The organism is Pseudoalteromonas sp. MMG033, from assembly GCF_057197785.1.
Genome location: NZ_CM170070.1, coordinates 1,975,001 through 1,996,134, shown reverse-complemented (window position 1 = coordinate 1,996,134; position 21,134 = coordinate 1,975,001). Strand labels below are relative to the sequence as shown.

At 44.6% G+C, this 21,134-nt stretch carries 10 protein-coding genes and 5 rRNA genes (1 of these 15 cut by a window edge); 6 read left to right on the top strand and 9 right to left on the bottom strand.

Annotated elements, in window-relative coordinates:
* Window positions 1–18: 18 nt before the first annotated feature.
* Window positions 19–855, bottom strand: coding sequence for a sulfurtransferase (locus AC2CZC_RS08750; RefSeq protein WP_484584514.1), 837 nt, complete (start codon window positions 853–855; stop codon window positions 19–21).
* 89 nt (window positions 856–944) lie between these two features.
* On the opposite strand from AC2CZC_RS08750, the gene AC2CZC_RS08745 reads away from it, so the two are divergent.
* Window positions 945–1,946: a glycosyltransferase family 9 protein gene (locus AC2CZC_RS08745; protein ID WP_484584513.1), complete on the top strand. Its 1,002-nt coding sequence runs from the start codon at window positions 945–947 to the stop codon at window positions 1,944–1,946.
* Window positions 1,947–1,952: 6 nt separating this feature from the next.
* Here AC2CZC_RS08745 and AC2CZC_RS08740 read toward each other — a convergent pair whose 3' ends face one another.
* Window positions 1,953–4,265, bottom strand: coding sequence for a bifunctional diguanylate cyclase/phosphodiesterase (locus tag AC2CZC_RS08740; protein WP_484584512.1), 2,313 nt, complete (start codon window positions 4,263–4,265; stop codon window positions 1,953–1,955).
* A 444-nt stretch (window positions 4,266–4,709) separates the two neighbouring features.
* Window positions 4,710–5,810, bottom strand: coding sequence for a phosphoribosylaminoimidazolesuccinocarboxamide synthase (locus tag AC2CZC_RS08735; RefSeq protein WP_484584511.1), 1,101 nt, complete (start codon window positions 5,808–5,810; stop codon window positions 4,710–4,712).
* Window positions 5,811–6,005: 195 nt separating this feature from the next.
* Here AC2CZC_RS08735 and AC2CZC_RS08730 point away from each other — a divergent pair, with 195 nt between their 5' ends.
* From AC2CZC_RS08730 to AC2CZC_RS08710, 5 genes are all read left to right on the top strand, one after another.
* Window positions 6,006–6,692, top strand: a complete 687-nt coding sequence (locus AC2CZC_RS08730) for an ABC transporter ATP-binding protein (protein ID WP_484584510.1) — start codon at window positions 6,006–6,008, stop codon at window positions 6,690–6,692.
* On the top strand, window positions 6,689–8,050 hold the full coding sequence (locus AC2CZC_RS08725) for an ABC transporter permease (protein WP_484584509.1): 1,362 nt from the start codon (window positions 6,689–6,691) through the stop codon (window positions 8,048–8,050). The genes AC2CZC_RS08730 and AC2CZC_RS08725 overlap by 4 nt, the downstream gene beginning before the upstream one ends.
* 55 nt (window positions 8,051–8,105) lie before the next feature.
* Entirely contained in the window at window positions 8,106–8,558 is a 453-nt protein-coding gene (locus tag AC2CZC_RS08720) for a DUF3299 domain-containing protein (RefSeq protein ID WP_440589565.1), read from the top strand.
* Window positions 8,559–9,835: 1,277 nt separating this feature from the next.
* Window positions 9,836–10,802 (top strand): IS630 family transposase gene (locus tag AC2CZC_RS08715; RefSeq protein ID WP_484584823.1). Its coding sequence is split into 2 segments (ribosomal slippage): window positions 9,836–10,234 and window positions 10,236–10,802, totalling 966 coding nucleotides; the frame shifts between segments, so codons are not numbered across the junction.
* Window positions 10,803–10,957: 155 nt separating this feature from the next.
* Window positions 10,958–11,924, top strand: a protein-coding gene (locus AC2CZC_RS08710) for an IS630 family transposase (RefSeq protein WP_484584823.1) whose coding sequence is annotated in 2 segments (ribosomal slippage) — window positions 10,958–11,356 and window positions 11,358–11,924 — 966 coding nt in all. Because the reading frame shifts where the segments join, the coding sequence is not laid out codon by codon here.
* 126 nt (window positions 11,925–12,050) lie between these two features.
* Here the strand turns inward: AC2CZC_RS08710 and rrf (AC2CZC_RS08705) are convergent.
* From rrf (AC2CZC_RS08705) to AC2CZC_RS08680, 6 genes are all read right to left on the bottom strand, one after another.
* A 5S ribosomal RNA gene (rrf, locus tag AC2CZC_RS08705) occupies window positions 12,051–12,165 on the bottom strand.
* 178 nt (window positions 12,166–12,343) lie between these two features.
* Window positions 12,344–15,226 (bottom strand): 23S ribosomal RNA (locus tag AC2CZC_RS08700).
* Between the two features lie 256 nt (window positions 15,227–15,482).
* Window positions 15,483–17,015 (bottom strand): 16S ribosomal RNA (locus tag AC2CZC_RS08695).
* The 16S, 23S and 5S rRNA genes sit together here, the layout of an rRNA operon.
* Before the next feature lie 1,214 nt (window positions 17,016–18,229).
* Window positions 18,230–19,196, bottom strand: a protein-coding gene (locus AC2CZC_RS08690; protein WP_484584823.1) for an IS630 family transposase whose coding sequence is annotated in 2 segments (ribosomal slippage) — window positions 18,230–18,796 and window positions 18,798–19,196 — 966 coding nt in all. Because the reading frame shifts where the segments join, the coding sequence is not laid out codon by codon here.
* Window positions 19,197–19,467: 271 nt separating this feature from the next.
* Window positions 19,468–19,582: ribosomal RNA gene (gene rrf, locus AC2CZC_RS08685) — 5S ribosomal RNA — on the bottom strand.
* Window positions 19,583–19,696: 114 nt separating this feature from the next.
* Window positions 19,697–21,134, bottom strand: a 23S ribosomal RNA gene (locus AC2CZC_RS08680); it runs 1,444 nt beyond the window's last position.

The window sequence follows — 21,134 nt, the reverse complement described above, 5'->3', positions numbered from 1 at the left end:
TTTGCACAACAAGCTTAATTATGAAGGGCCTATCTCAACCGGTGCGCCTTCTAGCTTGCTCCATTCACTCCACGAGCCATCATATACCTGTAGGTGTGTATAACCACATTCTGTCGCGACTAAAGCCAAAATACATGCAGTGACGCCTGAACCACAGCTAAATTGGAGCATTGTTTTATTTGACTCTGCGCCCAGCGAAGCTAAGCGCTCAGCTATTACAGAGATGGGTTTTAACAGCCCCTCTTCGGTCAACAAACTACTATAGGGCAAATTAACACTCTTAGGGATATGACCTTGACGCCCTTGACGAGGTTCACTTCCCTTACCCTCAAACCGTTTTGCGCCTCTGGCGTCAAACAGTAAAGTATCTTGGCAGTTTATTCCGTTCAGAACCGCTTTATGGTTTATGAAAAAGTGCGGCTTTGGTTTTGCTGTAAAATTACCAAGATTTTGAGCACTAGCATAGTCAGAGACAGTCTCAAAGCCACACGCTTGCCAATGTTTTAACCCTCCATCTAACACATACACATGCTCAAACCCCATTGATTTAAACATCCACCACGCGCGTGCAGCACTAAACAAACCTTTATCGTCATATACAATGATCGTGTCCGAATCATTTATGCCCAGATGCCTGGCCTCAGCTTGAAAAACTCTGCTTGAACACATCATGTTAGGTAGTGTCGATGCATGGTCGCTAAAGGTATGACTTATATCGAATCGAAGTGCACCAGGAATAATCGCTGCTGGCTGATAGTCACCTGACTCACCAGGCTTCACGATCCCTGAATCAAGAACAATCACATCCTCTCTATGTTCGTATAACCACTGACTACTTTTTAAGTTTTTTACCATTTCGAACACTTATTTAATTAGTTTCAGTTAAATTCCAGCACTGCAAGCGCTATACTAGGGGGCTTTAATGCATATCTCAAATAATGTTTATGGGTAATCAAATTATTGATTCAAGTCAAGTAAATGGCGCTATCTTAGTTGTATTGCCAAAGTTCATCGGCGATGCGATCAATACCCTACCAGCTTTAGAGCTTTTGAAAAAACTATATCCCACGCAACGCGTTTACGTGCTGGGCAGGCCATTTATGTCACACTTATTCACTCGCGCAGCGCATTACGGCACTGAGTTTATTAGTGATAAACGCTACTGTGAAGAAGAGAAGCATAGTCTGTTCAAAATGGCCAAAGAGCTAAAGCAGTTTGATATTTCCATCGCGGTATTATTGCGCGGCTCACTTCGAGAAGCGCTACTACTCAAGCTGGCTGGTGTTAAAAACGTTATCGGCTATGCACAAAATGCAAGAAGCCCACTACTGAGTCACGCATTAAAACTTAATCAATCTGAGCACTATATTTACCGTTATTGCCAGCTTATCAATATTCCTCATGGCCGACCATTCAAGCAATTTAGCGCCCCAAAGTTAATACCTAAAAAAACAACATGCGCTTTAAGTAAAAACCGCAATATCGCGCTCTATCTCGGTGGTTCAGTTAAAGGGGACCGTCATTATCCCCATGACTTGTCGCTAGAATTAATCAACAATTTAACCATGCGTGATGATATACATCTGTATTTATTAGGTGATAAAACGGAGCGAGAGGAAATGGAAACACTCCGATTCAAGGCCGGTAAAAATGGAGAAAAAATCACGAATTTGGCTGGCTCAATGTCACTGGATATATTAGTTGATACCATCGGCGCTATGGACGCGATGATTTCTATCGATTCTGGCCCAATGCATATTGCCTCTGCATGCGGAACGCCGTGTGTCGCCGTTATTGGTCAAGGCACGTCTCCTTGGTCTAATGTCACACCAAAGCAAAGTAATTTGATCGCACTTCATCATAATTCAATGTCTTTATCCAAACCAGACATGATAAGAGACATCACCCCTAAAGCAATTACTGACGCGCTCGCGACAGTATTCTGAGCATACTTAAACAGCCTTGTGATGTTGCCCTAACCACTGAGTAAAATCATCCGCCTTTAATGGGCGACTTAAGTAATAACCTTGCGCATAGTCACACTTCATTTCTTCTAGGAGTTTTAACGACTCGACGTCCTCAACCCCTTCTGCGACCACAGAAAAACCAAGTTGATGCCCTAAGCTGATAGTAGAGCGGACAATGCATTGATCCTGATGCGACCCAGCTAGCTTTAAAATAAACACCTTATCGAGTTTCAACTCGTCAATTGGCAACATTTTAAGGCGACCAAGAGAAGTTTGTCCAACACCATAGTCATCTAGAGAAATGTGGACACCAATCTCTTTGAGCGCGATTAAAGCAGCGATCCCTTTTTCTTCATTTTCAATCATGTCTCGTTCGGTCAGCTCAATCGTGATGAGATTGGCAGGCACGGAGTATGCTTTTAACATAGCCAAAAGGTGAGGTATAAACTCAGCATCCGCAATATCTTGCGCTGATACATTAATTGCCGCTTTCATTGTAAGGCCCTGCGAAGACCACGCAGATATTTGCGATACAACAGTCCGTAACACCCACTGTGTTAGGTCAACGATTAAACCTGATTGTTCCGCGAGGTCGATAAACAATTCCGGTGAAACCCACTCCCCATTGCTGCGCTTCCAACGTATCAAAGACTCTACTTTATCAACTACGCCTGTACGCATATTCAACTTTGGCTGAAATGTCATAAAAAGCTGCCCATCATCAGCGACTAGAGCTTGCTTAAGCTCATCGACAATTTCTAACCTCTCTAAATATGCCTCATCTTCTCCTGTTTGATAAAAATAGACATCCTCCACGCCGTGAGAAGCATTGTCGGCAGCGATTAAAGCGCGACGGATACTATCATCCGCGTTATCTGCTTGCTCTGGGATATGCACCACACCGACGCTAAAGCGTAAATTTATATCAAAGTTATGCACCGTATAACTAGGATTAAGTTTATTCAAAAAGCTGTCAACGCATTGCTCCATCGTTGAGTTAGATTTGGCTAAAAGTACCGTTAAAAACTCATCTCCTCCAAGTCTTACATTAAGCCCCTCAAAATCAGCGGTGACCTGCTCGATTCGCTCTGCTACAGCTTGAATACAACTATCTCCAATACGTGGGCCTAACTTATCGTTAATGTGCCTAAGCCCTTTGATATCAATTACCAGCAGATAGTAAACCTGCTCAGTTGAAAATAAAGCATCTAATATTGGCAATGCCGAAGTACGATTATAAAAGCCAGTCAAAACATCATGACTTGCTTGATAGCGAATTTTCTTTTCCCGAGCTTGAATATCATCCCCCATCTCATGAAAGGCATCGACCAGCTGGCAGATCTCTTTGGTAGGGCGCGTTTCGTGAATTTGCGCATGATAATCACCTTTTGCAAAGCGCCTCGCCATAACAGTAAGCTGCTGAAGCGGAGTCGCCAAATTACGCGCTAAAAACCCACTGGCGACAAAACCAAATAACATCGTAATACAAGAAAGAAACACAATCGTCAGAACAAGTTGGTCAAACTCTTCATATTCAGCCCGCAAATCAGCGCTGAGCACCAAACTAACAGGCACTGCAGTTAAGGAGGGCAAAGCCACTTCTGCATTGACATAAATAGGATACTCACCAAACCAACGGCTAATTTTTTGATCGTGCAAATAAGTAAATAAATCTCTATCTTCAGGCAGTTGAATAGAGCTTGCTTTCATCCGCTCGCCTTGACTAATGAAACTCATCTCCATCCCCGTAAGCCCCTTTAACTGCTCTGCAATGGGTTCATCAACGACAAAACCAACAATCGTAAATGCAATGGTTCTGGGCGCTTTAACTGGTAAAATGATGGCCTGATACAATTTTTTATCTAACACCACAAATGCAGAGCGTTTCTCATATGCGAGCAGCTCTTTCACTAAGGGTCGCATATCTTGCGGTAACTCAAGCTGATTTTGATTGGTAGAAATAAGCTTACCGCGTACATCCAATAGCAGCATCAGCTCTGCATTAATTCGCTGACTGTGGTTATACAGCACGCTACTTATCGTAGAGGCATCTCTAGTTGCGACAGCTTGTTTGAAGCCAAAGTCCTGAGTCAAAACAGATGCAGCCGTCACCAATAATCGTTCTCTGGCAACTAAATACTGTTGATAGACGCTCTGCGCTTTTTGAATATCCTGTTGCACTTGGCGCTCTTTGAATTCACTGGTCGACCACCAGAAGCCCGCAAGACTGGCTATCGCGGTTATTAATACGAGGCCAACACACAGAATAATTATTCGGTTTTTAAAACTTGTGCCCATAATGTTCCTTTCAGATATCAACGAGTAGAGATTGCAGACGGTGATATACAGACCCAATTATTGGATCTATATTATGCATTCATTGATACACAGTTATGGCTAATCCAATTTATAGACCGTTATTTTTAGTAATATATTTCATTTATTTCAACACTCGTCACGTTGCTACTATTACTTGCCAAAAATAAATCGATGCTTGCCATTAAAAATATAGCTGAAAGCCATCAAATCGTGTGCTCTAGTTAAGAAAAAACGAATATTTAATACTTAAAAACGCACTTAACAATAAATGCTCTTTATCAAAAACGCTCTTGGAACAGTGAGTAACTCTCTACTCGGTGATGTTGTGTTGCTCAGCACAATTGCTTGGAAAAGAAAATCGGAGAAGGGGGCACGAATACCTAGCAATCATTTAAATTATTGACTGCTAGGCATCTTTAAACACTAGTCTATAAGAGCATATTGCTCATCAAGAATAGCGATGACCTCTGCACGAGGGTCTTGAGGGATGACAAGATCTTTGCCAACAATTTTACTCGCAATGCCAACATATGTGTCTGATACAGACATCATCACATCTTGTGGTAATTTATAAGACTGAGCCAAAGATTCTCTTTCAGGCATGCGATCTTTATTTAGCAATACGTCACTATCTGGCACATTGTTAATTAATAACTGGCGGAAGCCTTCTTTCGAGTTTTCCACAATCTTGCCATCGCGATAAGCTGGGCCATCCCAAATTCGAGAAGAGTCTGGCGTACCAACTTCGTCAATATAAATTAAGCGAGTTTTACCATCTGAGTCTTCAACATAGCCAAACTCAAACTTGGTATCAACGAAGATTTGGTCAAGTTTATTTAACTCTTTAGAAATCAGATTAAAGCCATCGCTGAGTAACTGCTCATAACGTGTGACATCATCAGCTGATTTAAAATTGAATGCATCTAGATTGTCAGTGATATTAGCACGCGTAATATTTACATCATCAACTTCTGGCACACCTTCAACACCTGAAATAATGCCTTTAGTCGAAGGTGTAATAAGTACTTCTTCTAATTTCTGGTGAGCTTGTAGGCCTTCTGGCAGTTGAATACCGCAGAAATCTCGAATGCCTTTGCTGTAGTCACGCCACATGCTGCCTGTAATGTATTGTCTGGCAATTGCTTCAACGCGAACGGTACTCGCTTTGCGAACAATCCACACGTAAGGGTGAGGAATATCAACAATATGATTACCGGCAAGACCTGCTTCATCAAATAATTTAAACCAGTGGGCTGCAACGCTGTTTAATGCAATACCTTTACCTGGTACACCATTTAAGCCATTTTCACCTTGCCAGATGCAATCGAACGCAGAAATACGATCTGAAATAACCATGATCGCAAGCTCAGTTCCTTGAGGAACATCATAGCCTTTTTCTTCGATTAATCTGGCGCTGTCTTGATCGGTTAACCAATAAACCGAGCGTACTTTACCACTGTGAACTGCACCTTTAGTGCGAATTGGTAGATCGTCATTGACGTCTAGAACTTTGTAGCTACTCATTGTATCTCCATAGAGAACGGCTGCATCTTGCTAAAGGACGCATAATACAGAGGGGGTTAGAGGGGGGTATGATAATCGAGCACAACTAAAATCACAATTGTTTAACGCAATACTAGACCAACCTAGCGAAACTTAGTTTAGTCCTGCACTGTTCTACGCTAACATGAACAAAACTCGGTACTAAGAGATGGTTACATGATCCAAATATCAGATCTCACGTTCAGCTGGCCGGGGCAATCCAACCCGACACTACAAATCAAAGACCTACAAATAAAAACCGGTGAGCGGCTGTTTTTGCATGGCCCCAGTGGCAGTGGCAAATCGACATTACTCAGCTTACTTGCAGGCATTCAGTGCGCCCAGCAAGGCAGTATAAAAATATTGAATGAAGATCTTAGCGCACTCAATGATGCCAAAAGAGACAAGTTTAGAGCCGATCACATTGGCACTATTTTTCAAAACTTTAACTTGCTGCCTTATTTAAGCCCCATAGATAACGTTGTCTTAGGCTGTAATTTCTCTAAACGTCGGCAAGCAAACTTAAAAACTGAGGGCACCACTGCAACATTGCAAGCAACACGGTTACTCGCTGAATTAGGGTTAGATGAGAATACTCAGCACCGTGCAGTTAATGAACTGAGTATTGGTCAGCAACAGCGCGTTGCAGCAGCGCGTGCCTTCATAGGACAACCTGAGCTCATTATCGCCGATGAGCCTACTTCTGCACTGGACGCAGATAACAGAGATATTTTTATTAAACAACTTTTTGAACAAGCACAACAGTATCAAGCGACGATATTGTTCGTCAGCCATGACGCAAGCCTTGCACCTTTATTTGATCGAAAAGTAAGCCTAGCAGAGATAAATGGAGCGAGCCTGTGACATTAATCAACCTCGCATTTAAAAGCATCATAAACCGAAAAGCCAGTGTGCTTCTTACCCTCTTTACTATTGCAATTAGTGTCATGTTACTACTATCAATAGAAAGAGTAAGACAGGAAGCCAAGACAAGCTTTAGCAATACAATTTCAGGTACCGATTTGATTGTGGGTGCACGCACAGGAGATATTCAACTCCTGCTATCCAGTGTTTTTCGCATTGGTCATGCAAATAATGGCCTGTCTTGGCAAAGCTATGAATATATCAAAGCACAAAAAGGCGTGGCATGGACAATCCCAATCAGCTTGGGAGACAGCCATAAAGGCTTCTCAGTACTTGGCAGTGACGAAAACTACTTCAAACATTATCGCTATGGCAGTAAACAAACGCTGCAATTCGAGCACGGTAGGCCTTATCACAACGCACAAGAAGTGGTTATCGGCAGTGAAGTAGCAAAGCAGCTTCACTACTACCTAGGGCAAGAGATTGTGGTCGCGCATGGCATGGGCAACACTAGCTTTCATCATCATGATGACAACCCTTTGGTGATTGTGGGTATTTTAGAACCGACAGGGACACCGGTAGATAAAACATTGCACGTGCCACTCAAAGCCATTGAGTTAATGCATGGCCCAAAGCACAGTACTCAACACATCGTCGGGCGCAAAGACACCTCTGAGGACCACGACCACGACCACGACCACGACCACGACCACGACCACGACCACGACCACGACCACGACCACGACCACCAAAGTCATAATTATGAGAACCTGAACAGTCAACCTGGAGATTTAATCGGTCAGCCTAAGCAAATTACCGCTTTCTTAATGGGGTTTGACTCTCCTTTTTACACATTACAAATACGCCGAAATATCAATATATATAAACCTGAGGCACTTTCTGCCATTATGCCAGGCGTTACTCTCAGAGAGCTTTGGAGCATGCTAGATATCGTGGAAAAAATCTTACTCCTTTTTTCCGGTGTGGTTGTATTGATAAGCTTACTCGGTATGCTAACAACTTTATTATCGTCATTGAACCAACGCCGCAGAGAGCTCGCAATACTCAGATCTGTAGGAGCCAGGCCTAGACATATATTTGCTTTAATGACCAGTGAAGCAGTCCTGATCACTGCGCTTGGATGTATGTTAGGCGTTGCACTGTTCTACTCGCTGATAATAATTGGCAAAGGTATACTACAAGCACAATTTGGTATTTCTATCACAATATCCATGCTCAGCAGCTATGAACTACTCCTGCTAGGCGTTATTATGGTGTCAGGCACATTTATCGGTGCAATTCCTGCTATTCGTGCGTATTTTTACTCACTCAATGATGGCATGAGTATCAAAGTTTAAGAGGATTTTTATGTATTCAACTCGATTAGCATCTTGGTTTGTCTCACTCACTGTGATGCTTATGTCTTTATCCGTAATAGCGGCACCACCTAAAGAGATCTTTTGGGACGATTTAATTCCTGAAGGCCACGAGCAGATCAGCAATCAGGAAGCCGCTAGCCATGATGGCGATGATAAAAACTGGGTGCAACCCGATTTAGATGCACCTGTAGTAAAAGCACTCGATGGTAAAAGCGTTAGCTTGCCTGGCTTCGTGGTGCCTCTTGAAGGTAATAGTGAAGTCATTACTGAGTTTTTACTCGTGCCATATTTTGGAGCCTGCATCCATGTGCCACCACCACCGCCCAATCAGATCGTGCACGTGAAGATCAAAAACGGTGTCCCAATTGACAGCCTATATGATGCCATAACCGTGACAGGCACCATCAAGGTAGAAAGTCATAAAAGTGACCTAGCGCAAACTGGCTATACAATGAAAGCCGTTGGTGTTGCACCTTTCGAACTTTAATCTGTATCGAGGAAGTAGATATACTTCCTCGCTCCCATCACAGCAACCATCCTCCCTCAATCTGTCCTTCACAAAATAAACTTATTTCCCACTCAACATCTTTAATATATCGCATCTTGTAGGTTAGATACGCGAGGCTTGCCCAACATGATGCAGAAAACAACCTTTATGGGTGAGAAACCATAGTGCAAAAGGTTAGCGACATTGAACGAAGTGAATCCGCTCTTTTTACTTAAGATGAAACGAGCAGTTTTAACGAGAGGTAATCAATACACCGCTATAAACGCAGCAACCAACTCAGAATAAGCAAAGCATGGATCCTGAAACGAGCTCAGGACGACGTATTTAAACTATGCCGTCGCACTCAACCTAGCCGTCATCCTTAACTCGGTTCATGGTCTATGGTGCGAAAGGCTAGCGACAGCGAACGAAGTGAGTACGCCTCTTTTTGCGCAAGGTAAATATCGTGCGAAAGGTTAATGACACAGCGCGAAGCGCTGGCATTCTTTTCGCGCCAGGTGATTAACGTGCAAAATGTAACGACAACGAGCGAAGCGAGTACGTTCAATTTGCGCAAGGTGAAATAAGCCGTTTTAACTATTGCCAAGGGGCTTAAACGTAAAAAACCCGCTGCATCTCTGTAACGGGTTTGACGTACATGGATGTACTAATGTCGATTAGGTTCATGGATGAATGCTGTTAATCGACCTTTAATTGGGCCCTTGGTGCGCTACGCAGTAGAATGTCCTACTTTCACATGGGCGAAATGAGACCGAAGCGAAGCTTCTCAGTTATGGTGTAAAGGGCTAATGACAACGAACGAAGAGAGTACATTCTCTTTACGCAAGGTGAAATAAGCTATTTTAAACATCGCCGATTGACTTATTGGCGCGATGGAACCCAGCTTCAGGGATGAATAGACAACGCAGAACTATCTACAAAGAAATAACGTAATGCACTAAAACATATAACCGTGAAATGAGCGAGTTTAACCGCTGCTAAGGGACTTAACGCAAAAAACCCGTCGCATTTCTGCAACGGGTTTCTTTAATTGGGCCCTGGCAATGTCCTACTTTCACATGGGAAAGACTCGCCGTCCGCCCCACACACTATCATCGGTCGGGGCCGACCCTTCGGCTATTTCGTTTCATACCAATCCGCTTAAATATCTGATCTAATATAGAGCATATAAAATTACAGACTAAATAACGTTGAACCCAAGTATATCTGAACAGCTTTTAGCGCTTTCTCGAAAAGAACCCAACGCACGTAAACGTATGCGATTACTTGCTGTGTCATTATTTTATGAAGGTCATAGCAGAACCGACATTGCAAAACGCCTTAATATAGCACGGAGTAGTGTTAATAAATGGGTCTCTAGTTACCTAGAGCATGGGCTCGATGGCTTAGACAATAAGCCTATTCAAGGACGTCCATCCAGACTGCAACAGTCTCAGCTTGATCAACTGTCTGAATTTATTAAACGCACAAACACGGAGCTTCAAGGTGGCCGTCTAACCGGTGAGGACATTGTGCATTACATTAGCAGTGAATTTGGTGTTCATTACCACTTAAATCATGTCTATAAAATCCTAAAGCAGCTTGGCTTTAGTTGGATCACAAGTCGTTCAAAACACCCTAAGCAGTCATTACAAAGCCAAGAAGCTTTTAAAAAACTTCCAACTGGAAACGATCCTTCACACACCAGGACACTTACCTCTTGATCGTATCGACGTATGGTTTCAGGATGAAGCTCGATTTGGCCAGCAAAATCCGACTACACGCATTTGGGCTAAGACGGGTACTCGGCCAAGGATTGTGAAACAACAACAGTTTGAATACGGGTATTTATTTGGTGCAGTATGTCCTGCCACGGGCCAAACAGAAGCGCTAGTAAGTCCATTCGTAAATAAAGAAGCGATGACGCAGCACATGCGTCAAATATCACAAGCTACACCAATTGGTAGACATGCAGTAGTGATAATAGATGGCGCAGGTTGGCATACACATGATACTGCGTCAGAATTCAGCAACTTAACGCTAATAAAGCTTCCCCCTTACTCACCTGAGTTAAATCCAATAGAACAAGTATGGAGCTGGATAAGGCAACATTGCTTATCCAATAGAATATTTTCGGGCTATGTAGAAATAGTTGACGAAGTTTCAAAAGCTTGGAATCAATTTATTTCAATACCTGAACGAGTTAAGAAAATGTGCAGTCGTGAATGGATAAAGCTGATTTAATCTTTATGCGGAATGGTATCACTACTGATACCAATCCGCTTAAATATCTGATCTAATATAGAGCATATAAAATTACAGACTAAATAACGTTGAACCCAAGTATATCTGAACAGCTTTTAGCGCTTTCTCGAAAAGAACCCAACGCACGTAAACGTATGCGATTACTTGCTGTGTCATTATTTTATGAAGGTCATAGCAGAACCGACATTGCAAAACGCCTTAATATAGCACGGAGTAGTGTTAATAAATGGGTCTCTAGTTACCTAGAGCATGGGCTCGATGGCTTAGACAATAAGCCTATTCAAGGACGTCCATCCAGACTGCAACAGTCTCAGCTTGATCAACTGTCTGAATTTATTAAACGCACAAACACGGAGCTTCAAGGTGGCCGTCTAACCGGTGAGGACATTGTGCATTACATTAGCAGTGAATTTGGTGTTCATTACCACTTAAATCATGTCTATAAAATCCTAAAGCAGCTTGGCTTTAGTTGGATCACAAGTCGTTCAAAACACCCTAAGCAGTCATTACAAAGCCAAGAAGCTTTTAAAAAACTTCCAACTGGAAACGATCCTTCACACACCAGGACACTTACCTCTTGATCGTATCGACGTATGGTTTCAGGATGAAGCTCGATTTGGCCAGCAAAATCCGACTACACGCATTTGGGCTAAGACGGGTACTCGGCCAAGGATTGTGAAACAACAACAGTTTGAATACGGGTATTTATTTGGTGCAGTATGTCCTGCCACGGGCCAAACAGAAGCGCTAGTAAGTCCATTCGTAAATAAAGAAGCGATGACGCAGCACATGCGTCAAATATCACAAGCTACACCAATTGGTAGGCATGCAGTAGTGATAATAGATGGCGCAGGCTGGCATACACATGATACTGCGTCAGAATTCAGCAACTTAACGCTAATAAAGCTTCCTCCTTACTCACCTGAGTTAAATCCAATAGAACAAGTATGGAGCTGGATAAGGCAACATTGCTTATCCAATAGAATATTTTCGGGCTATGTAGAAATAGTTGACGAAGTTTCAAAAGCTTGGAATCAATTTATTTCAATACCTGAACGAGTTAAGAAAATGTGCAGTCGTGAATGGATAAAGCTGATTTAATCTTTATGCGGAATGGTATGAGTTCGGCATGGGCGGGGCTGGCCTTCCAGTCAGGTGGTTCCAAAATTTTAAGCTATAAACGCAAAAAAGCCCGACTCTTTCGAATCGGGCTTTCTTTTATTTGGCGCTTGGCAATGTCCTACTTTCACATGGGAAACCCCACACTATCATCGGCGCTATTTCGTTTCACTACTGAGTTCGGCATGGAGTCAGGTGGTTCCAAAATGCTATGGTTACCAAGCAAATTCTTTTCGTGCAAATGGTTAATGACGTCTTTTTGTCATTTCATTTGCGCAAGGTGAATTGATTTCTCATAAGAGCTCATCTATTCACAATGCTAAAATCTGGAAGCGTAATTAAATTCTTATCGTCTACTTTCTATTCTTAACTTCTAACAAGTCAAACCACTTTGGCGTTGTATGGTTAAGCCTCACGGGTAATTAGTACGAGTTAGCTCAATGCCTCACAGCACTTCCACATCTCGCCTATCAACGTTGTAGTCTTCAACGGCCCTTCAGTTAACTTAAAGTTAAAGTGAGAACTCATCTCGAGGCTCGCTTCCCGCTTAGATGCTTTCAGCGGTTATCGATTCCGAACGTAGCTACCGGGCAATGCTATTGGCATAACAACCCGAACACCAGCGGTTCGTCCACTCCGGTCCTCTCGTACTAGGAGCAGCCCCTCTCAATTCTCAAACGCCCACGGCAGATAGGGACCGAACTGTCTCACGACGTTCTAAACCCAGCTCGCGTACCACTTTAAATGGCGAACAGCCATACCCTTGGGACCGACTTCAGCCCCAGGATGTGATGAGCCGACATCGAGGTGCCAAACACCGCCGTCGATATGAACTCTTGGGCGGTATCAGCCTGTTATCCCCGGAGTACCTTTTATCCGTTGAGCGATGGCCCTTCCATTCAGAACCACCGGATCACTATGACCTACTTTCGTACCTGCTCGACGTGTCTGTCTCGCAGTTAAGCTGGCTTCTACCATTACACTAACCGTACGATGTCCGACCGTACTTAGCCAACCTTCGTGCTCCTCCGTTACTCTTTGGGAGGAGACCGCCCCAGTCAAACTACCCACCAGGCACTGTCCTCAACCCCGATTAGGGGCCTAAGTTAGAACATCAACACTACAAGGGTGGTATTTCAAGGTCGGCTCCACACAATCTAGCGACTGTGCTTCAAAGCCTCCCACCTATCCTACACATGTAGGGTCAATGTTCAGTGCCAAGCTGTAGTAAAGGTTCACGGGGTCTTTCCGTCTAGCCGCGGGTACACAGCATCTTCACTGCGATTTCAATTTCACTGAGTCTCGGGTGGAGACAGCGTGGCCATGGTTACACCATTCGTGCAGGTCGGAACTTACCCGACAAGGAATTTCGCTACCTTAGGACCGTTATAGTTACGGCCGCCGTTTACCGGGGCTTCGATCAAGAGCTTCGACCTAAGTCTAACCCCATCAATTAACCTTCCGGCACCGGGCAGGTGTCACACCGTATACGTCATCTTACGATTTTGCACAGTGCTGTGTTTTTAATAAACAGTCCCAGCCACCTGGTCACTGCGGCTCTCGTCTGCTTATGGAGCAAGTCCTTCACAAACAAGAGCGTACCTTCTCCCGAAGTTACGGTACAATTTTGCCTAGTTCCTTCACCCGAGTTCTCTCAAGCGCCTTAGTATTCTCTACCTGACCACCTGTGTCGGTTTAGGGTACGATTCGATATAAACTGAAGCTTAGAGGCTTTTCCTGGAAGTAGGGCATCAACAACTTCACCACCGTAGTGGCTCGTCTCGACTCTCAGCCTTAGCGACCCGGATTTTCCTAAGTCACCAGCCTACAGCCTTTCACATGGACAACCAACGCCATGCTTGCCTAGCCTGCTCCGTCCCCCCATCGCATTTATACCAAGTACGGGAATATTAACCCGTTTCCCATCGACTACGCTCTTCAGCCTCGCCTTAGGGGTCGACTCACCCTACCCTGATTAACATGGGATAGGAACCCTTGGTCTTCCGGCGTGCGGGTTTTTCACCCGCATTATCGTTACTCATGTCAGCATTCGCACTTCTGATACGTCCAGCAAACCTTACAGTTCACCTTCAGCCGCTTACAGAACGCTCCCCTACCCCGCATACTAATGTATGCAGCCGTAGCTTCGGTGGTATGTTTAGCCCCGTTACATCTTCCGCGCAGGCCGACTCGACTAGTGAGCTATTACGCTTTCTTTAAAGGATGGCTGCTTCTAAGCCAACCTCCTAGCTGTTTTAGCCTTCCCACATCGTTTCCCACTTAACATACACTTTGGGACCTTAGCTGACGGTCTGGGTTGTTTCCCTCTCCACGATGGACGTTAGCACCCACCGTGTGTCTCCCGGATATTACTTTACGGTATTCGGAGTTTGCAAAGGGTTGGTAAGTCGGGATGACCCCCTAGCCTTAACAGTGCTCTACCCCCGTAAGTATTCGTCCGAGGCTCTACCTAAATAGATTTCGGGGAGAACCAGCTATCTCCCGGTTTGATTAGCCTTTCACTCCTAGCCACAGGTCATCCCCTAACTTTTCAACGTTAGTGGGTTCGGTCCTCCAGTCAGTGTTACCTGACCTTCAACCTGCCCATGGCTAGATCACCGGGTTTCGGGTCTATACCCTGCAACTTAAGCGCCCAGTTAAGACTCGCTTTCGCTACGGCTCCCCTAAATGGTTAACCTTGCTACAGAATATAAGTCGCTGACCCATTATACAAAAGGTACGCAGTCACCCTCGAAGGGCTCCTACTGCTTGTACGTACACGGTTTCAGGTTCTATTTCACTCCCCTCACAGGGGTTCTTTTCGCCTTTCCCTCACGGTACTGGTTCACTATCGGTCAGTTGGGAGTATTTAGCCTTGGAGGATGGTCCCCCCATATTCAGTCAAAGTTTCACGTGCTCCGACCTACTCGATTTCACTTCAGATAAATTTTCGTGTACGGGACTGTCACCCTGTGTCGTCCAACTTTCCAGAAGGTTCCACTAATTACACTGAAGCTTAAGGGCTAATCCGATTTCGCTCGCCGCTACTTTCGGAATCTCGGTTGATTTCTTTTCCTCGGGGTACTTAGATGTTTCAGTTCTCCCGGTTTGCCTCTTACAGCTATGTATTCACTGCAAGATACCGCTAAGCGGTGGGTTTCCCCATTCGGAAATCTAAGTCTCAAGTGCCTCTTACTGGCTTGACTTAGCTTATCGCAAGTTAGTACGTCCTTCATCGCCTCCAACTGCCAAGGCATCCACCGTGTACGCTTAGTCACTTAACCATACAACCCAAAATGGTTTGTATCGTCAAAGACAGTTTTAACTTCGCCAGAAGTTAAGTAATACTAAAGTAGACGCTAATTAATCAACTAAATGATTAATCGGCATTTTCTTTCGAAAACTCTGAATAACAATTACTTGTTATTCGAGAATTTAATTATCAGCTTTCCAAATTTTTAAAGAGCAATATTAATTAGCTATTAAAGCTAACTAACAATCATCTGTGTGGACACTTCGAACAAATCTGTTCTAAATCGTTAAGGAGGTGATCCAGCCCCAGGTTCCCCTAGGGCTACCTTGTTACGACTTCACCCCAGTCATGAATCACTCCGTGGTAAGCGCTCTCCCTAAGGTTAAGCTACCTACTTCTGGAGCAACCCACTCCCATGGTGTGACGGGCGGTGTGTACAAGGCCCGGGAACGTATTCACCGCGGCATTCTGATCCGCGATTACTAGCGATTCCGACTTCATGGAGTCGAGTTGCAGACTCCAATCCGGACTACGACAGACTTTAAGTGATTCGCTTACTCTCGCAAGTTCGCAGCACTCTGTATCTGCCATTGTAGCACGTGTGTAGCCCTACACGTAAGGGCCATGATGACTTGACGTCGTCCCCACCTTCCTCCGGTTTATCACCGGCAGTCTCCTTAGAGTTCCCGACCGAATCGCTGGCAACTAAGGATAGGGGTTGCGCTCGTTGCGGGACTTAACCCAACATCTCACAACACGAGCTGACGACAGCCATGCAGCACCTGTATCAGAGTTCCCGAAGGCACCAAACTATCTCTAGTAAGTTCTCTGTATGTCAAGTGTAGGTAAGGTTCTTCGCGTTGCATCGAATTAAACCACATGCTCCACCGCTTGTGCGGGCCCCCGTCAATTCATTTGAGTTTTAACCTTGCGGCCGTACTCCCCAGGCGGTCTACTTAATGCGTTAGCTTTGGAAAAGTTGTCCGAAGACCCCAGCTCCTAGTAGACATCGTTTACGGCGTGGACTACCAGGGTATCTAATCCTGTTTGCTCCCCACGCTTTCGTACATGAGCGTCAGTGTTGACCCAGGTGGCTGCCTTCGCCATCGGTATTCCTTCAGATCTCTACGCATTTCACCGCTACACCTGAAATTCTACCACCCTCTATCACACTCTAGTTTGCCAGTTCGAAATGCAGTTCCCAGGTTGAGCCCGGGGCTTTCACATCTCGCTTAACAAACCGCCTGCGTACGCTTTACGCCCAGTAATTCCGATTAACGCTCGCACCCTCCGTATTACCGCGGCTGCTGGCACGGAGTTAGCCGGTGCTTCTTCTGTAAGTAACGTCACAGCTAGCAGGTATTAACTACTAACCTTTCCTCCTTACTGAAAGTGCTTTACAACCCTAAGGCCTTCTTCACACACGCGGCATGGCTGCATCAGGCTTGCGCCCATTGTGCAATATTCCCCACTGCTGCCTCCCGTAGGAGTCTGGACCGTGTCTCAGTTCCAGTGTGGCTGATCATCCTCTCAAACCAGCTAGGGATCGTCGCCTTGGTAAGCCATTACCTTACCAACTAGCTAATCCCACTTGGGCCGATCATAAGGCGAGAGCCGAAGCCCCCTTTGGTCCGTAGACATTATGCGGTATTAGCCATCGTTTCCAATGGTTGTCCCCCACCTTACGGCACGTTCCCAAGCATTACTCACCCGTCCGCCGCTCGTCATCTTCTAGCAAGCTAGAAATGTTACCGCTCGACTTGCATGTGTTAGGCCTGCCGCCAGCGTTCAATCTGAGCCATGATCAAACTCTTCAATTAAAAGTTTTTTGAATCCGAAGATTCGTGCTCAATGAATTCTGTATAAATTGACTATATAGTCACTCATAAGAAATTGAGACTCTAATTCTTTTGCTCCTGAATCAAGAGCTGTTAGAACTCAATCTGTACGAGTGCCCACACAGATGATTGCTTCATATTTTTAAAGAACAATGTAACTAACCCTTGGTTAGTTACCGCAGCGTTGCTGCGAAGTGGAGCGCCATAATAACCGCTTCACTTTTAAAGTCAACTAGAAAATTTAATTTTTTAATTAACCTTTCAATTTAACTTTAACCTTCACTTTGGTTTGCGTTTTCTCTCGCATCCCGCCGTGTCAGTGGGTGCGCATTATAGGGAGCTTAGGAAATAGTGCAAGCAATTTTTATAAAAAACTTATGAAAAAACGCTGTTCGTTCAAATATCAACCTAAGCCAGCTATTTCTGTATAAGAACCGAACCAAATAAACGCTATTTAGACAGTACTATTCTATCTAACTATGTAATAAATAAATCCTAAAATGAGCTCAGGAAGACGCAATAAAAATGATTAATTATTGAGAATACAGTAAGCACGCTCTTTTTGCGCAAGGTGAATAACGTGCAAAAGGTTACCGACTGCGAACGAAGTGAGTACGGTTCTTTTACGCAAGGTGAAGTAAGCTGTTTTAGCTATTGCTGAGACAACCACCTCTAAAATCTACAGTCACCGCCAAAACATGCCCAACATTAATAAACATGGATCCTGAAACAAGCTCAGGACGACGATATTAAACAACTGAGCTGTATTTACCCTCCTCGTCACCCTGAACTCGTTTCAGGGTCTATGATCTAAAAGGTTAGCGAAAGTGAACGAAGTGAGAGCGCTCTTTTTGCGCAAGGTGAAATGAGCAGTTTTAGCTGTTGCCAAGGGACTTAAACGCAAAAAACCCGCTGCATTTCTGCAACGGGTTTGACGTACATGGATGTACTAATGTCGATTAGATTCATGGATGAATTAAGTGCAAAGTACAGTGACATAGAGCGAAGCGAGTACATTTACTTTGCGCAAGGTGAATATCGTGCGAAAGGTTAATGACACAGCGCGAAGCGCTGGCATTCTTTTAGCGCAAGGTGAAATAAGCCGTTTTAGCTGTTGCTGAGGAAATCTTGAGTTTGCCTTGTCGGCGGTGAAGGATGCTCCCTTCACCTTGCGCTAATACCATTCCGCATAAAGATTAAATCAGCTTTATCCATTCACGACTGCACATTTTCTTAACTCGTTCAGGTATTGAAATAAATTGATTCCAAGCTTTTGAAACTTCGTCAACTATTTCTACATAGCCCGAAAATATTCTATTGGATAAGCAATGTTGCCTTATCCAGCTCCATACTTGTTCTATTGGATTTAACTCAGGTGAGTAAGGGGGAAGCTTTATTAGCGTTAAGTTGCTGAATTCTGACGCAGTATCATGTGTATGCCAGCCTGCGCCATCTATTATCACTACTGCATGCCTACCAATTGGTGTAGCTTGTGATATTTGACGCATGTGCTGCGTCATCGCTTCTTTATTTACGAATGGACTTACTAGCGCTTCTGTTTGGCCCGTGGCAGGACATACTGCACCAAATAAATACCCGTATTCAAACTGTTGTTGTTTCACAATCCTTGGCCGAGTACCCGTCTTAGCCCAAATGCGTGTAGTCGGATTTTGCTGGCCAAATCGAGCTTCATCCTGAAACCATACGTCGATACGATCAAGAGGTAAGTGTCCTGGTGTGTGAAGGATCGTTTCCAGTTGGAAGTTTTTTAAAAGCTTCTTGGCTTTGTAATGACTGCTTAGGGTGTTTTGAACGACTTGTGATCCAACTAAAGCCAAGCTGCTTTAGGATTTTATAGACATGATTTAAGTGGTAATGAACACCAAATTCACTGCTAATGTAATGCACAATGTCCTCACCGGTTAGACGGCCACCTTGAAGCTCCGTGTTTGTGCGTTTAATAAATTCAGACAGTTGATCAAGCTGAGACTGCTGCAGTCTGGATGGACGTCCTTGAATAGGCTTATTGTCTAAGCCATCGAGCCCATGCTCTAGGTAACTAGAGACCCATTTATTAACACTACTCCGTGCTATATTAAGGCGTTTTGCAATGTCGGTTCTGCTATGACCTTCATAAAATAATGACACAGCAAGTAATCGCATACGTTTACGTGCGTTGGGTTCTTTTCGAGAAAGCGCTAAAAGCTGTTCAGATATACTTGGGTTCAACGTTATTTAGTCTGTAATTTTATATGCTCTATATTAGATCAGATATTTAAGCGGATTGGTATAAATAGACAACGCAGAACTATCTACAAAGAAATAACGTAATGCAATGAAACATATAACCGTGAAATAAACCAGTTTAACCGCTGCTAAGGGACTTAAATGCAAAAAACCCGTCGCATTTCTGCAACGGGTTTCTTTAATTGGGCCCTGGCAATGTCCTACTTTCACATGGGAAACCCCACACTATCATCGGCGCTATTTCGTTTCACTACTGAGTTCGGCATGGGGTCAGGTGGTTCCAAAATGCTATGTTTACCAGGAAATTCTGTGTGCAAGATGTTTAAAACACCTTACTAAAATCTGGAAGCGTAATTAAATTCTTTTCGTCTACTTCTATTCTTAACTTCTAACAAGTCAAACCACTTTGGCGTTGTATGGTTAAGCCTCACGGGTAATTAGTACGAGTTAGCTCAATGCCTCACAGCACTTCCACATCTCGCCTATCAACGTTGTAGTCTTCAACGGCCCTTCAGTTAACTTAAAGTTAAAGTGAGAACTCATCTCGAGGCTCGCTTCCCGCTTAGATGCTTTCAGCGGTTATCGATTCCGAACGTAGCTACCGGGCAATGCTATTGGCATAACAACCCGAACACCAGCGGTTCGTCCACTCCGGTCCTCTCGTACTAGGAGCAGCCCCTCTCAATTCTCAAACGCCCACGGCAGATAGGGACCGAACTGTCTCACGACGTTCTAAACCCAGCTCGCGTACCACTTTAAATGGCGAACAGCCATACCCTTGGGACCGACTTCAGCCCCAGGATGTGATGAGCCGACATCGAGGTGCCAAACACCGCCGTCGATATGAACTCTTGGGCGGTATCAGCCTGTTATCCCCGGAGTACCTTTTATCCGTTGAGCGATGGCCCTTCCATTCAGAACCACCGGATCACTATGACCTACTTTCGTACCTGCTCGACGTGTCTGTCTCGCAGTTAAGCTGGCTTCTACCATTACACTAACCGTACGATGTCCGACCGTACTTAGCCAACCTTCGTGCTCCTCCGTTACTCTTTGGGAGGAGACCGCCCCAGTCAAACTACCCACCAGGCACTGTCCTCAATCCCGATTAGGGACCTAAGTTAGAACATCAACACTACAAGGGTGGTATTTCAAGGACGGCTCCACACAATCTAGCGACTGTGCTTCAAAGCCTCCCACCTATCCTACACATGTAGGGTCAATGTTCAGTGCCAAGCTGTAGTAAAGGTTCACGGGGTCTTTCCGTCTAGCCGCGGGTACACAGCATCTTCACTGCGATTTCAATTTCACTGAGTCTCGGGTGGAGACAGCGTGGCCATGGTTACACCATTCGTGCAGGTCGGAACTTACCCGACAAGGAATTTCGCTACCTTAGGACCGTTATAGTTACGGCCGCCGTTTACCGGGGCTTCGATCAAGAGCTTCGACCTAAGTCTAACCCCATCAATTAACCTTCCGGCACCGGGCAGGTGTCACACCGTATACGTCATCTTACGATTTTGCACAGTGCTGTGTTTTTAATAAACAGTCCCAGCCACCTGGTCACTGCGGCTCTCGTCTGCTTATGGAGCAAGTCCTTCACAAACAAGAGCGTACCTTCTCCCGAAGTTACGGTACAATTTTGCCTAGTTCCTTCACCCGAGTTCTCTCAAGCGCCTTAGTATTCTCTACCTGACCACCTGTGTCGGTTTAGGGTACGATTCGATATAAACTGAAGCTTAGAGGCTTTTCCTGGAAGTAGGGCATCAACAACTTCACCACCGTAGTGGCTCGTCTCGACTCTCAGCCTTAGCGACCCGGATTTTCCTAAGTCACCAGCCTACAGCCTTTCAC